Origin of the sequence: Streptomyces aureoversilis, from assembly GCF_042657885.1 — a bacterium.
Taxonomy (GTDB): Bacteria; Actinomycetota; Actinomycetes; order Streptomycetales; family Streptomycetaceae; genus Streptomyces; species Streptomyces aureoversilis.
In genome coordinates this window covers 19,413-32,927 of record NZ_JBHSKJ010000019.1, presented here as the reverse complement: position 1 = coordinate 32,927, position 13,515 = coordinate 19,413, and the positions used below count along the sequence as shown (strand labels likewise).

The window sequence follows — 13,515 nt, the reverse complement described above, 5'->3', positions numbered from 1 at the left end:
GCTACCGGCGAATGCCGCTCAGCGGCCGCGCAGGCGCCGTACGAGGATGCTCGCGTCGCCCCGCGACTCCAGGTCGGCGAGGACGACCGCGACGGCCTCCCGGACGATCCTGCCGCGGTCGACCGCGAGCCCGTGCTCACCGCGCAGCACCAGGCGCGCGTGTTCGAGGTCCATGAGCTCCTCGGCGGAGACGTAGACCGTGATCTTCTCGTCGTGGCGCTCCCGGCCGCTGGGCCGGCGGCCCGCACCGCGCCCCCGGCGGCGGCCCTGCGCGGGCGCGGCGGCCTCGCCCTGGCCCCCGGCCCGGACGGCGCCCGCGGGGCGCTCCTGCGCGGACGCGGGGCGGCGCTCGGGGGCGTTGTCCCGGTCGGCCGCGGCGGCACCGCGGCCGCCGGGCTCGCCGCCCGCGCCGGCGGCGCCGCCTTCGGGCGTGGTCTCGGAGTCACCGGCCGGGCCGGGCACCCGCGGGGCGCCCTCGCCGTTCGCCTGCCGGCGGGGGGAGGAGGACTGCAGCCCCGACCCCCCGGTGGTACGGAACAGTTCGTCGGCGCCGGGCAGACTCACTCGGCGTGACACCGGGCGAGCACCTCCCTGGCGAGCTGGCGGTAGGCGGCGGCACCCACGGAGTTGGACGCGTACGTGGTGATCGGCTCGCCCGCGACCGTGGTCTCGGGGAAGCGGACCGTACGGCCGATGACGGTGTGGTAGACGTGATCGTCGAAGGCCTCGACCACGCGCGCGAGGACCTCGCGGCTGTGCACCGTCCGCGAGTCGTACATGGTGGCGAGGATGCCGTCGAGCTCCAGCTCGGGGTTGAGCCGCTCCTGGACCTTCTCGATCGTCTCGGTGAGCAGCGCCACACCGCGCAGCGCGAAGAACTCGCACTCCAGCGGCACGATCACCTTGTGAGCGGCCGTCAGGGCGTTGACGGTGAGCAGGCCGAGCGAGGGCTGGCAGTCGATGACGATGTAGTCGTAGTCGGCGAGCAGCGGCTTGAGCGCGCGCTGCAGCGTCGACTCGCGGGCCACCTCGCTGACGAGCTGGACCTCGGCGGCAGACAAATCGATATTGCTGGGCAGCAGGTCCATGTTGGGCACGGCCGTCTTGAGGAGGACCTCGTCGGCCGACATGCCCCGCTCCATGAGGAGGTTGTAGACCGTCAGGTCCAGCTCCATCGGATTGACGCCGAGGCCGACGGAGAGCGCGCCCTGCGGGTCGAAGTCGACGAGCAGCACCCGGCGCCCGTACTCGGCCAGGGCGGCACCCAGGTTGATGGTCGAGGTGGTCTTGCCGACCCCGCCCTTCTGGTTGCACATCGCGATGATCTTCGCGGGGCCGTGGTCGGTCAGCGGTCCGGGGATGGGGAAGTACGGCAGGGGACGCCCGGTGGGGCCGATGCGCTCGCGGCGCTGCCGGGCAGCGTCGGGCGCGAGGGTGGCCGCGTACTCGGGGTCGGGCTCGTACTCCGCGTCAGGGTCGTAGAAGTGCCCGTCGGGCACGTCCTCGTAGTCGGCGAGCCGCGCGGGATCGACCCCGCCCCGGTCGCCGGCCATGGCGTTCACGTGATGGCCGTCCATGCTCTGGTGGGCTGTCGGTGTGCTCTGGATGCTCTGGTGTGCCGCGAAGGTGTGGACAGCGACGGAGCCGACAGCTTCGAGCCCCGTGGGACTCTGGCCCTGCGCAGACATTCCTGGGTGACCACCCCCGGGAGCAAATGTCGACTCATTCACAAGTCGTCCTACCTCCTTGGTGACCAGGAAACATCTAGATAGGTCAGCGTTGCACCATGCCGACGGTTGGCGACTCTATGGCGTGTCGGCGGTTCGCAGCAACACAATCCGCCGGAGACGGCACGATGTGTCGGCAATCGAACAGGCTTCTGTCAAGGGTTTGCGGCCCACAACCCGGAAGTTTCGCGGGTGGGTGACCAGGCGTGGAAACCGCTCGCAAACTGGGTGGAAACGGCCCCGGCCGGACCTTGCTGAACAAGGCCCGGCCGGGGGTGCGCTCTTGGCGTGTCGTGTTGACGACTCAGCCGAGCAGGGTGCTCAGTTCGACGAACGGCAGGCCGTGCGCCTCGGCGACGGGGCCGTAAACGACCTGTCCCTCGTGGGTGTTGAGGCCCTTGGCGAGCGCGGCGTCGCGGCTCAGCGCCTCCTGCCAGCCGCGGTTGGCCAGCTCCACGATGTAGGGCAGCGTGGCGTTGGTCAGCGCGTAGGTGGAGGTGTTCGGCACCGCGCCCGGCATGTTGGCGACGCAGTAGAAGACCGAGTTGTGGACCTCGAAGGTCGGATCGGCGTGGGTGGTCGGACGCGAGTCCTCGAAGCAGCCGCCCTGGTCGATCGCAATGTCGACAAGTACACTTCCGGGCTTCATCTTGGCGACGAGCTCGTTGGTGACCAGCTTCGGGGCCTTGGCACCCGGGATGAGGACGGCGCCGATGACGAGGTCGGCCTCGACGACGGCCTTCTCCAGCTCGTAGGCGTTGGAGACGATCGTCTGCACCTTGGTGCCGAAGACCTTGTCGGCCTCGCGCAGCTTGTTGATGTCACGGTCGAGCAGGGTGACGTGGAAGCCCATGCCGACGGCGATCTGCGCCGCGTTCCAGCCGGAGACGCCGCCGCCGATGACGACGGCCTTGCCGGCCGCCGTGCCCGGGACGCCGCCCGGCAGGACGCCGCGGCCGCCGGCCGAGCGCATCAGGTGGTAGGCGCCGACCTGCGGGGCCAGCCGGCCCGCGACCTCGGACATCGGGGCGAGCAGCGGCAGCGCGCGGTTGGCGAGCTCGACCGTCTCGTACGCGATCGCCGTGGTGCCGGACTGCAGCAGGGCGTCGGTGCACTCGCGGGAGGCGGCGAGGTGCAGGTAGGTGAAGAGGGTCTGGCCCTTGCGGAGGCGGTGGTACTCCTCCGCGATCGGCTCCTTGACCTTCAGCAGCAGGTCGGCGGTCGACCAGACCTCGTCGGCCGTGTCCAGGATCGCGGCGCCGGCCGCGACGTACTCGGCGTCGGTGATGGAGGAGCCCACACCGGCGTTCTTCTCGACGAAGACCTGGTGGCCGTTGCGCACGAGCTCATGCACGCCGGCGGGCGTGATGGCCACGCGGAACTCGTTGTTCTTGACCTCGCGGGGGATGCCGACCTTCACGTCGATCACGGTCCTTGAATCAGAGAATTACAGGCTAATCCGGAAATGCGGGGGCATACCAGAGCAGACCGCGTCGACCGCGGCCCAACCAGTCTAATGAAGGATCCTGTGCTGTCTAGCCTTGCAAAGAGCCAATTTTTTGGAAGACCACTACTGATTTCGTAGGTAACCCTCGGCCTCGGCGGGCGGGGGCACGGACGCTATGGCGCCACCCGGCCCGGCAGGGGGCCCGCCGGGCCCGGTCACCAGCAGCTCTCCCGCCGCGGCGCGGTGCTCACCGGCCGCCGCGGGGTCCCCGAGCCGCTCCAGCATGTCCGCGAGCCGCAGCAGCACCGCGGCCCGCATCCGGTCGTCGCCCGCCTGCCGCGCGCACTCCACGGCCTCCCGGCAGGTCCGCAGCGCCTCCTGCGGGCGGCCCGCGTACTCCTGCACCCGGGCGATCTCGGTGAGGGCCCGGGCGTGCCCCGGCAGGTCCCGCAACCGGCGGCACGCGGCCGCCGCCGCCCGCCAGTCGCGCAGCGCCTCGTTCCACTGCCCGGCGTAGGCGCGCACGGCGCCCAGCCGCCCGTACAGCCGGGCCTCGTCGGCGAGTTCACCGCGCGTCAGGCGCAGCTCCAGCGCCCGCCCGTACCAGTCGACGGCCCGCTGCCAGTCCCCCAGCTCGTGGTAGGAGGCGGCGATGGACTCCAGGGAGCGGCTGATCGCGTACGGGTCGCCCGCCTGCCGCGCCGCGTCCAGCGCCTCCCGGTAGCGGCCCAGGGCGGCGGGGACCCGGCCGGCCCGGGCGTCCAGGTCGCCCAGGTTCAGCAGGGCGGCCGCCTTCTCCAGCGGCATCTCGCAGCGCTGCGCCACGTCCAGGACGAGCTGGTGGAGGCCGTAGAGCTCCGGGCCCGCCTCCTCGGCGCCGAAATGGGCCGTCAGGGCCCGGGTCAGCGCGGACACCAGCCGCCGGGCGAGGGTGTCGAGGTGCCCGTCCTGCACGGCCAGCCGGGCGGCCGCCAGCAGCGCCGGCAGCCTGCAGCGCAGCCACTCGGCGGCGGTCTGCGGCGAGGCGAACCGCAGGGGCCTGGGCAGCTCCGCCAGCCGCTTGCGGGTCAGCGGGTCGTCGGTGCGGGTGGCGGCCCGGCACGAGTGCAGCTGACGGACCGTCCGCTCCAGCATCCGCGCCCGGGCCAGCTCGATCTCGGCCGGGCGCTCCTGGGCCGCCATCAGCTCCCGGAGCAGCGCCGTGAGGCAGCCGGGCACCCGGTACTGCGGGGACAGCGAGCCGGTGGAGGGCTCGGGCCGCAGCAGGCCGCGGGCCTCGAAGTCCTCCAGGGCGGTCTGCGCGGCGGCCACCGAGCAGCCGGCCAGCGCGGAGGCGGTGTGGGCGTCGACGGCGCCGGCCGGGGCCAGCGCGAGCAGCCGCAGGATGCGGGCGGAGGGCACGGGCAGCGCCTCGTGGGCGAGCCGGAAGGCCCGGGCCAGCGAACGGCCCGCGACGTCGAGGCCGTCGCCGGGCGGCAGCTCCCGCAGCCGGGTGACCGCGTCGACCACGGACAGCTTGGACAGGGCGGCGAGCCAGCCGCCCACCAGGACGAGCGCCGCGGGCTGCCCGCCGCACTCCTCCACCACGGCCTGCGCGGCGGCCGGGTCGCACGTGATGCGCGTGGGGCCCGCGAAGCGCTCCAGGAGCTCGACGGCGGAGGCCGTGTCGAGGCCGCCCAGGGTGCAGGGCCGCACGTCGGGCACGCCGGTCAGCGGGCCCCGCGAGACGGCCACCACCAGGCACTCGGACTTGTCCGGCAGCAGCGGGTCCACCTGCTCGGCGCCCGCGGCGTCGTCGAGGACCAGCAGCGCCCGGCGGCCGCGGAGGGCGGCGCGCACCGCCTGCGTCAGCTCGTCCTCCTCCGCCCCCGGGGGAACGGGCTCGCCGAGCGCGGCGAGCAGCGCGCGGGCGGTCCGCTCGGTGGGGACCGGCGAGCCGTCGGTCTCGGTGAGCCGGGCGCGCAGCACGCCGTCGGGATAGCGGCCGGCGAGCTGTTCGGCGAGCTCCTCGGCCAGGGCCGTACGGCCGGAGCCGGGCCGTCCGGCGATGAGCAGGACCCGCCCGCGCCCGCTCTTGCGGCCGGCGAGGGTGTCCAGGCCCGCGCGCACGATGTCGGCGCGCAGCTCCTCCAGCTCCCGGCGGCGCCCGACGAACCCGGGCAGCGCGAAGGCCGCCGCGCGGGCCGGGGCACCCGCCGCCGGAACGGACAGCCGCCGCCCCGGCGGCACCGCCGCCGTCCCGCCGCCGGTCTCCACCGCCCGCTCCGCCACGGGGCACACTCCCGTCCACCTGCCACGCACGAGCCCGCCGCGGCCGCGGTCGAGCACGCGACGAGCCTAGTTCACGGCCCGGCACGACCCGGTGAGTCCCGGCCGCCGCTGCCGAAGATCACCTATTCGGTTCTCCTGATGGTGGGACGATCCGAGCGCGCCGCCTGTCTCGTACGCGGGCCGGGGCACCCGCAAAGGCATCCCGCCGCGACGGCGCAACCACGGCGGCGAGGGTCCGGCGGAATCCACGACGGCCGTGGCTGCCGCGGGCCCGAAGGCGGCGCTACGCCTCGAACGGCCGCGCGGGCCACTCCGCATCCGCCGGGCGCAGCGCGTCCAAGCCTTCGCCCGCCAGTGCCGCGGAGAGCGAGAGGACGCCGACGACCAGGGCGTTGTTGTGCAGCTCGCCCGCGAGGATGCCGCGCACCAGCTCGGCCAGCGGCACCCGGTCCAGCTCCATGTCGAGCTCCTCGTGCTCGACCTCGAAGCGCTCGCCCTCGACGTCGGAGATCTCGCGGGCCAGGAAGACCCGCACGGCCTCGTCGCAGCCGCCGGGGGTGGTGTAGACGTCGGTCAGCACCCGCCAGTCCTCGGCCTTGACGTGGGCCTCCTCGTACAGCTCGCGCTGGGCGGCGTGCAGCGGGTTCTCGCCGGGCACGTCGAGCAGGCCCGCGGGGATCTCCCACAGCTTCTGCCGGACGGGGTGGCGGTACTGGCTGAGGACCAGCACGCGGCCCTCCTCGTCCAGGGCGAGGACGGCGACGGACCCCGGGTGGACCTGGTAGTCGCGCTTGACGACGGTCCCGTCGGGCATCTCCACCTCGTCCGTGCGGACGCTGGTCTTGTTGCCGGTGAACGGGGTCTGCGTGGCGATGACCGGCCACTCGGCGGCGGTGTCCTTGATGCCCATGTACGTCCTCCAGAAATGCGGAAACCGGGGTGAGGGCTTCCGTGCGGAAACCTTCACCCCGGTCAACCGTATAGGTCAGCCCTGCTGGCGCTCGACGGCCGCCTTCACCAGGCCCGCGAAGAGCGGGTGCGGGCGGGTCGGGCGGGAGCGCAGCTCCGGGTGGGCCTGGGTGGCCACGAGGTAGGGGTGCACCTCGCGGGGGTACTCCACGTACTCCACCAGCTTGTTGTCCGGGGAGGTGCCCGAGAAGACCAGGCCGGCCTTCTCCAGCTCGGCGCGGTAGGAGTTGTTCACCTCGTAGCGGTGACGGTGGCGCTCCTCCACGTAGGGCTGGTCGTCGTAGACCTCGCGGACGATGGAGCCCTCGGCGAGCTTGGCCGGGTACATGCCCAGGCGCATCGTTCCGCCCATGTCGCCCTCGCCGGCGACGATGTCCAGCTGCTCGGCCATGGTGGAGATGACCGGGTTGGCGGTGGCCGGGTCGAACTCGGTGGAGTTCGCGCCCTCGATGCCGGCCAGGTTGCGGGCGGCCTCGATGACCACGCACTGCAGGCCCAGGCACAGGCCCAGCAGCGGCACCTTGTTCTCGCGGGCGTAGGTGATCGCGCCGACCTTGCCGTTCACGCCGCGGTCGCCGAAGCCGCCGGGGACGCAGATGGCGTCGACGTCGCCGAGCTGGGCGGCGGCGCCGGCCGGGGTCTTGCAGTCGTCGGAGGCGACCCACTTGACCTTGACCTTGGCGCGGTTGGCGAAGCCGCCCGCGCGGATGGCCTCGGTCACCGACAGGTAGGCGTCGGGCAGGTCGATGTACTTGCCGACCAGCGCGACCGTGACCTCGTGGGAGGGGTTGTGGACGCGGTCCAGCAGGTCCTCCCACTGGGTCCAGTTCACGTCGCGGAAGGGCAGGTCCAGCTTGCGCACGACGTAGGCGTCCAGGCCCTCGGTGTGCAGGACCTTCGGGATGTCGTAGATCGACGGGGCGTCGATGGCGGCGACCACGGCGGCCTCGTCGACGTCGCACATCAGCGAGATCTTGCGCTTGATGGCGGTGGGCACCTCGCGGTCGGCGCGCAGCACGATCGCGTCGGGCTGGATGCCGATGTTGCGCAGGGCGGCCACCGAGTGCTGGGTGGGCTTGGTCTTCAGCTCGCCCGAGGGGCCGATGTAGGGCAGGAGGGAGATGTGGACGACGAAGACGTTGTCCCGGCCGACCTCGTGGCGGACCTGACGGACCGTCTCCAGGAACGGCAGCGACTCGATGTCGCCCACCGTGCCGCCGACCTCGGTGATCACGACGTCGACGTCGTCGGTCGCCATCCGGCGGATGCGGTGCTTGATCTCGTTGGTGATGTGCGGGATGACCTGCACGGTGTCGCCCAGGTACTCGCCGCGCCGCTCCTTGGCGATCACCGAGGAGTACACCTGGCCGGTGGTGACGTTCGCGCTGCCGTCGAGGTCGACGTCCAGGAAGCGCTCGTAGTGACCGATGTCCAGGTCGGTCTCGGCGCCGTCGTTGGTGACAAACACCTCACCGTGCTGGAAGGGGTTCATCGTGCCCGGGTCTACGTTGAGGTAGGGGTCGAGCTTCTGCATCGTGACCCGCAGTCCCCGGGCCTTGAGCAGCGCGCCCAGGCTGGAGGCCGTCAGTCCCTTGCCGAGCGAGGAGGCGACACCCCCCGTGACGAAGAGGTGCTTGGTCGTCGTGGGCTTAGCGGCAATGGCCAAAGGGGGGCTCCCGTGGTCGCGAGTGGAGGGTGCGTACCGGCGCCCACCCGGGGTTTTCGGGGGTGCCGTCGCTGCGGTTGGGGGGTCTTGCGCCCACCGGTCCACGGGGTACCAGGGTATCAGCGCCCCGGCCCGGCCGCGCCCGCCGACGCGTCCGGGCGCCCTGTGTGGCCCTGCGTGGCGGCCCTGTCACAGGCCACCCATTCGGCTCAGATTCGTCCTCCAACCGTCGCGCGTCGCACCAACTCCGCGTCGTATCCTGCTCGGACACATGCAACGAGCCGGCCGGCACGGCATCATCCCGCCCTCCCCCAGCCACCTCCCCACAGCTACCGCTGGAGGTGCTTCCAAGGGAGACGCACCATTCCGGAACAGAGCTCGTCTAAAGATCGCTTGACCGCAAGAGGGACCCCTGCCGGGGTCATGTGGCGCCGTTCGACTGGAGATGACGTGGCCGGGCGTATCGAGGATTACGCACTCATCGGCGATATGCAGACCGCCGCCCTTGTCTGCCGGGACGGCACGGCCGACTGGCTGTGCCTGCCCCGATTCGATTCCCATGCCGCGTTCGCCGGTCTGCTCGGCACGGAGGAACACGGCTTCTGGCGGGTCGGCCCCGCCCACCCCTCGGGCGCGGCACCGCCGCCCGCGGACCGCCGCCGGTACCGGGGGGACTCCCTCGTGCTCGAATCCGAGTGGGACACCGCGCGCGGCACGGTCCGCGTCATCGACTTCATGCCGCCGCGCGACGGCGCGCCCCAGCTGATCCGGATCGTGGAGGGCGTCAGCGGGCGGGTGCCGATGCGCTCCGCGCTGCGCATGCGCTTCTCCTACGGCCGGGTCGTGCCCTGGGTGCACAAGGTCGGCGACCGCACGGTGGCCGTCGCCGGCCCCGACTCGGTGTGGCTCGACACCACCGCCGACACCTTCGGCAAGGACCTCACCACGTACGCGGACTTCACCGTCTCCCCCGGTGAGCGCGTCGCCTTCACCATCAGCTGGCAGCCCTCGCACGGCGAGCCGCCCGCCCTGCCCGACCCCGAGGGCTCGCTGGAGGCCACGGAGGAGTTCTGGCGCGAGTGGGTCGAGCACTGTACGTACCACGGGCCCTACCGGGACGCCGTGGTCCGCTCGCTGATCACGCTGAAGGCCCTCACCTACGCGCCGACCGGCGGGATCGTGGCCGCGCCCACCACCTCCCTGCCGGAGGAGATCGGCGGCGTCCGCAACTGGGACTACCGCTACACCTGGCTGCGCGACGCGGCGATCACCCTCTCCTCCCTGCTGCGCACCGGCTACCGCGAGGAGGCCCGCGCCTGGCGCGAGTGGCTGCTGCGCGCGGTCGCGGGCGACCCGGAGAACCTGCAGATCATGTACGGCATCGCCGGCGAGCGCGAGCTGGGCGAGGCCGAGCTGCCGTGGCTGCCCGGCTACGAGAACTCCACGCCCGTCCGGGTCGGCAACGGCGCCGCCGACCAGCTCCAGCTGGACGTCTACGGCGAGGTCACCGAGGCCCTCCACCTGGCCCACATGACGGGCCTCGCCCGCAACGACTACGCCTCGCTGCTGCAGCTGCGCCTGATCGGCTACCTCGAGGACCACTGGAACGAGCCGGACGAGGGCATCTGGGAGGTCCGCGGCCCGCGCCGCCACTTCGTGCACTCCAAGGTGATGGCCTGGGTGGCCGTCGACCGCACCATCAAGCTCATCGAGTCCGGCGACGTGGACGGGCCGCTGGAGCGGTGGCGCGAGCTGCGCGACGACATCCACCGGGACGTGTGCGAGAAGGGGTACGACAAGGAGCGCAACACCTTCACCCAGTCCTACGGGTCGAAGGAGCTGGACGCCTCCTTGCTGCTCATCCCGCAGATGGGCTTCCTGCCGCCCGACGACAAGCGCGTGATCGGCACGATCGAGGCGATCCAGCGCGAGCTGTCGACGCCGGACGGCTTCGTGCTGCGCTACCCCACCGCCGGCGAGGAGGCCGGGGTGGACGGCCTGGAGGGCGACGAAGGCGCCTTCCTCGCCTGCTCCTTCTGGCTCGCGGACGACCTGGCCATGATCGGCCGGGTCGACGAGGCGCGGCAGCTGTTCGAAAAGCTGCTGGGGCTCCGCAACGACCTGGGCCTGCTGGCGGAGGAGTGGGACCCGCGGCTGCAGCGCCAGGTGGGGAACTTCCCGCAGGCGTTCAGCCACGTGCCGCTGATCGACACGGCGCTGCGCCTGACGGCGTCCAGCGCGTTCGGGGGTTAGGGGCGGTCTTCGGGGTTCGCCCCTCGCACAGGCGGTCCGGCACCGCCTCTCTCCGCCGCAGTGGCTGATCGCCGCTGCGGCGGACACAAAGCCGGGCTCCACGCCCGGCGCCGAGCCGAACGCAGTGGTCAGCGCTTCCGCAGGCCGAAGTACAGGGCGCAGCCGCTGACCGGGAGGACCAGAACGGCCGCGGCGGCGTTCAGGCCGCCGTAGCCGCTCACGGCGACGAACGCCCCGGAGAGCGCCCCGCCGGCCGCCCCGACGAGCCCCATCAGCATGTCGGAAGCGCCCTGCACCTCGGCCCGGTGCCCGGCGTCCACCGATTCGCTCAGCAGCGTGGACGCCGCGACCGTCGCGCACGACCACCCGACGCCCAGCAGGAACAGCCCGGCCGTGACGGCCCACCGCCGGTCCCCGGCCGTCCCCGCGAGGAGCGTCGCGGCCACGTAGACGACCTGCCCGGCCAGGATGACCGGTACCCTGCCGAACCGATCCGCCGCCCGGCCCACCAGAGGCGAGAACGCGTACATGCCTGCGATGTGCAGGCTGATGGTGAAACCGACGACGCTCAGTGATGCCCCGTGGTGAGCGAGGTGCACCGGCGTCATCGTCATCACCGACACCATCACGGCATGGCCCAGGACCAGGGCGATCAGCCCGGTCAGCGCCGAGGGTGACGCGGCCACGTGCCGCAGGGCGCCGCTCATTCGGGTAAGGAAGCGCGCGCCCCGCCCGGTCGTTCCGCCCGGGTTCAGCCGGGCCGCGAGCAGCATCGGGTCGGGGCGCAGCCGGGTGTGGATGAGGGCCCAGCCGAGGAGGTAGGCCACGCCCGAGAAGACGAAGGCGCCCGCCTCCTCGGGCAGCTCCACGGCACGGGCGGCGGTGGCTCCCGGACCGGTGAGGTTGGGGCCGAGGACGGCGCCGACCGTCACCGACCAGACGACCAGGGAGAGGGCGCGGGCCCGCCCGTCGGCCTCCGCGAGGTCGGTCGCCGCGAAGCGCGACTGGAGGTTGGCCGCCGTCCCCGCGCCGACGAGGAGGAGGCCCAGGAACGCGAGCGGCACCCAGCCGAGCGGGGCGGCCACCAGGACGACCAGCGAACCCGCGGCGGCGATCAGCGCGCCGAGGCCGAGCCCGGCGCGGCGGCCGCGGGACCGGGAGAGCGCCGCCAGGGGGACGGACAGCGCCGCGGCGCCGAGGGTCACCAGGGTGGTGGCGAAGCCGGCGGCGGCCTGGGAGCCGGTGAGCCGCTCCACGAGCAGGCTCCCGGACGAGATCACGGCCCCCATGCCGACCCCGATGAAGATCTGGGCGGCCATGAGGACGTTGACCGTACGGTGCTGGACGGCGGCGCGGTCGGGCAGGACGGCGGCGTCCCGGCCCGGCTCCGGGGATAAGCCGGAGGGGGCGGACTCGGAGCTCTCGGGCACGGCGGTCATGCGGGACAGCGTAGGTGCGGCGCGGTGCGGTGCATACAACGTCCGACCGTGCGGCCCGCCGCCGTGCGGCCTCGAACCTGCCGCAAGGCCTGTCTGACAACCAAGCCGGACGACCGTTAGGTTCCGGGCATGGAACACACCCCGCAGGGCACCATCACCGTCGCGCGGGCCCTCGCGCTGCCCACCCTGCGCAAGGGACTCCCCGAGGTGCTCGCGGCGGGCGACCGGCTCGACCGGCCGGTCCGCTGGGTGCACGCGGGCGAGGCCCCGAACATCGCCGCGCTGCTCAAGGGCGGCGAGCTGCTGCTGACCACCGGCCTGGGGCTGGGCAGCCGCCCCGCCGAGCAGCGCGCCTTCGTGCGTGGGCTGGCGGAGCGGGACATCGCGGCGCTGGTGGTCGAGCTGGGCGCGCGCTTCACGACGCTGCCGGCCGCGGTGGTGGACACGGCCCGCTCGTGCGGGCTGCCGCTGGTGCAGCTGCACCGGGAGGTGCCGTTCGTCGCGGTGACGGAGGAGATCCACACCGAGCTCGTCAACGAGCACTACGCGCTGCTGCGGCGCGCCGAGGAGGTGCACCGGAGGTGCACGGAGGTGCTGCTGGGCGGCGGCGGGGTGCCGGAGGTGCTGCGGCTGTTCGCGGGCTTCGCGGGCAACCCCGTGTTCCTGGGGACGCCGGACGGCCGGCTGCTGTACGCGGCGGGGCCGGAGGGCGTGTCCGGCGGGTCGGATCCGCTGCAGGTGTGGGAGGGGCTGCGGTCGGCGGGGATGGCCGGGGCGGTCGTCACCGACATTCCCGGGACCGGTCCCGGGCCGGGCGCGGTACGGGCCCGGCTGACCGTCCTGCCGGTGGACGCCCCGCTGGCGCCCGTGCACCGGATCGCCGCGGACCGTACGGCCGGGCTGCTCGCGGTCGTCCTGCTGCAGGCCCGCCAGGAGGAGGAGCTGGCCGCTCGCGGGCGCGCCGACTTCCTCTCCGACCTCGCCGAGGAGCGGGTGTCCGCGGCCGACGCGCCCGCGCAGGCCCGGGTGCTGGGCTTCAAGCCGGGTCCGGGCCCGCTGCTGCCGCTCGTGATGCGCCCGGCCGCCGATCTGGCGCCGGCGGACTGCCGGGCCGCGCTGGCCTGCTCGGTGCAGGAGGAGCTGGCCGGGGTGGGGGTGCCGGTGCTGCTGGGCGTCCGGATGCCGGAGGGGCGGGTGCCGCTGCTGGTGGGCCTGCGCGATGCGGCGGAGCGGACGGCGGTGGCCGGGCGGGTGGCCGCGGCGCTGCGGGCGGGCGCGGAGCGGGCCGGTTTCCCGGCGCCCGTGGTGGTGGCCGGGGCTCCGGCGACGTGGGAGACGGCCGGGGCGGGCCTGCGGCACGCGGCGGAGGCGGCGACGGCGGCCCAGGGGCTGCCGGACCGGCCCTGGCACGACGTGCGGCGGCTCGACGTCGACGTCCTGCTGTGGCGGCTGCGCTCCCAGGGCGACCTTGCGGCGTTCGTCGACCGGGTGCTCGGCCCGCTGATCGCGCACGACGCCGCCTCCCGGCCGGCGCTGCTGCCCACCCTGACCGCCTACCTCGCCCACGCGGGCCGCAAGGCGGAGACCGCGCGCGAGCTGCACCTCAACCGCCAGACGCTCTACGACCGGCTGGCGCGGATCGGCCGGCTCCTGGGCGCGGACCTGGAGGACCCGGAGACGGTGCTGTCCCTGAGCCTCGCACTGCGTGCGCGGCGTCATACGGAATGGATTTGACCTGCGCAG

At 73.3% G+C, this 13,515-nt stretch carries 9 protein-coding genes; 2 read left to right on the top strand and 7 right to left on the bottom strand.

Annotation, left to right across the window (positions count from 1 at the left end):
* Positions 1–18 precede the first annotated feature (18 nt).
* The 6 genes from ACFPP6_RS27875 to ACFPP6_RS27850 all read right to left on the bottom strand — a co-directional run bounded on the left by ACFPP6_RS27875 (position 19) and on the right by ACFPP6_RS27850 (position 8,080).
* Complete coding sequence (locus ACFPP6_RS27875; RefSeq protein ID WP_382047903.1) at positions 19–576, bottom strand: hypothetical protein; 558 nt, start codon at positions 574–576, stop codon at positions 19–21.
* Positions 561–1,688, bottom strand: a complete 1,128-nt coding sequence (locus tag ACFPP6_RS27870) for a ParA family protein (RefSeq protein ID WP_058045052.1) — start codon at positions 1,686–1,688, stop codon at positions 561–563. Before ACFPP6_RS27870 ends, ACFPP6_RS27875 begins: the two co-directional genes overlap by 16 nt.
* A 343-nt stretch (positions 1,689–2,031) precedes the next feature.
* Positions 2,032–3,147 (bottom strand): alanine dehydrogenase, encoded by a 1,116-nt coding sequence (ald, locus tag ACFPP6_RS27865; protein ID WP_382048207.1) that lies wholly within the window; start codon positions 3,145–3,147, stop codon positions 2,032–2,034.
* 150 nt (positions 3,148–3,297) lie between these two features.
* Positions 3,298–5,445, bottom strand: coding sequence for a tetratricopeptide repeat protein (locus tag ACFPP6_RS27860; RefSeq protein WP_382048205.1), 2,148 nt, complete (start codon positions 5,443–5,445; stop codon positions 3,298–3,300).
* A 283-nt stretch (positions 5,446–5,728) separates the two neighbouring features.
* Positions 5,729–6,355: an NUDIX domain-containing protein gene (locus ACFPP6_RS27855; RefSeq protein WP_382047900.1), complete on the bottom strand. Its 627-nt coding sequence runs from the start codon at positions 6,353–6,355 to the stop codon at positions 5,729–5,731.
* A gap of 75 nt (positions 6,356–6,430) precedes the next feature.
* Positions 6,431–8,080 carry a CTP synthase gene (locus tag ACFPP6_RS27850; RefSeq protein WP_382047898.1) on the bottom strand — a complete coding sequence of 550 codons (1,650 nt, stop codon included), beginning with the start codon at positions 8,078–8,080 and terminating at the stop codon, positions 6,431–6,433.
* A 450-nt stretch (positions 8,081–8,530) separates the two neighbouring features.
* On the opposite strand from ACFPP6_RS27850, the gene ACFPP6_RS27845 reads away from it, so the two are divergent.
* Positions 8,531–10,333 carry a glycoside hydrolase family 15 protein gene (locus ACFPP6_RS27845; RefSeq protein ID WP_382047895.1) on the top strand — a complete coding sequence of 601 codons (1,803 nt, stop codon included), beginning with the start codon at positions 8,531–8,533 and terminating at the stop codon, positions 10,331–10,333.
* Between the two features lie 128 nt (positions 10,334–10,461).
* Here the strand turns inward: ACFPP6_RS27845 and ACFPP6_RS27840 are convergent, their stop codons facing one another.
* Complete coding sequence (locus ACFPP6_RS27840) at positions 10,462–11,772, bottom strand: MFS transporter (RefSeq protein ID WP_382047893.1); 1,311 nt, start codon at positions 11,770–11,772, stop codon at positions 10,462–10,464.
* Between the two features lie 129 nt (positions 11,773–11,901).
* Here ACFPP6_RS27840 and ACFPP6_RS27835 point away from each other — a divergent pair, with 129 nt between their 5' ends.
* The gene (locus ACFPP6_RS27835; RefSeq protein ID WP_382047890.1) at positions 11,902–13,506 is read left to right on the top strand and encodes a PucR family transcriptional regulator; all 1,605 of its coding nucleotides are present in this window, start codon (positions 11,902–11,904) and stop codon (positions 13,504–13,506) included.
* Positions 13,507–13,515: the final 9 nt, after the last annotated feature.

Coding starts and splice junctions, on each gene's coding strand:
- ACFPP6_RS27870 (WP_058045052.1), bottom strand. CDS start 1,688: ATGTCTGCGCAGGGCCAGAGTCCCACGGGGCTCGAAGCTGTCGGCTCC.
- ACFPP6_RS27855 (WP_382047900.1), bottom strand. CDS start 6,355: ATGGGCATCAAGGACACCGCCGCCGAGTGGCCGGTCATCGCCACGCAG.
- ACFPP6_RS27840 (WP_382047893.1), bottom strand. CDS start 11,772: ATGACCGCCGTGCCCGAGAGCTCCGAGTCCGCCCCCTCCGGCTTATCC.
- ACFPP6_RS27835 (WP_382047890.1), top strand. CDS start 11,902: ATGGAACACACCCCGCAGGGCACCATCACCGTCGCGCGGGCCCTCGCG.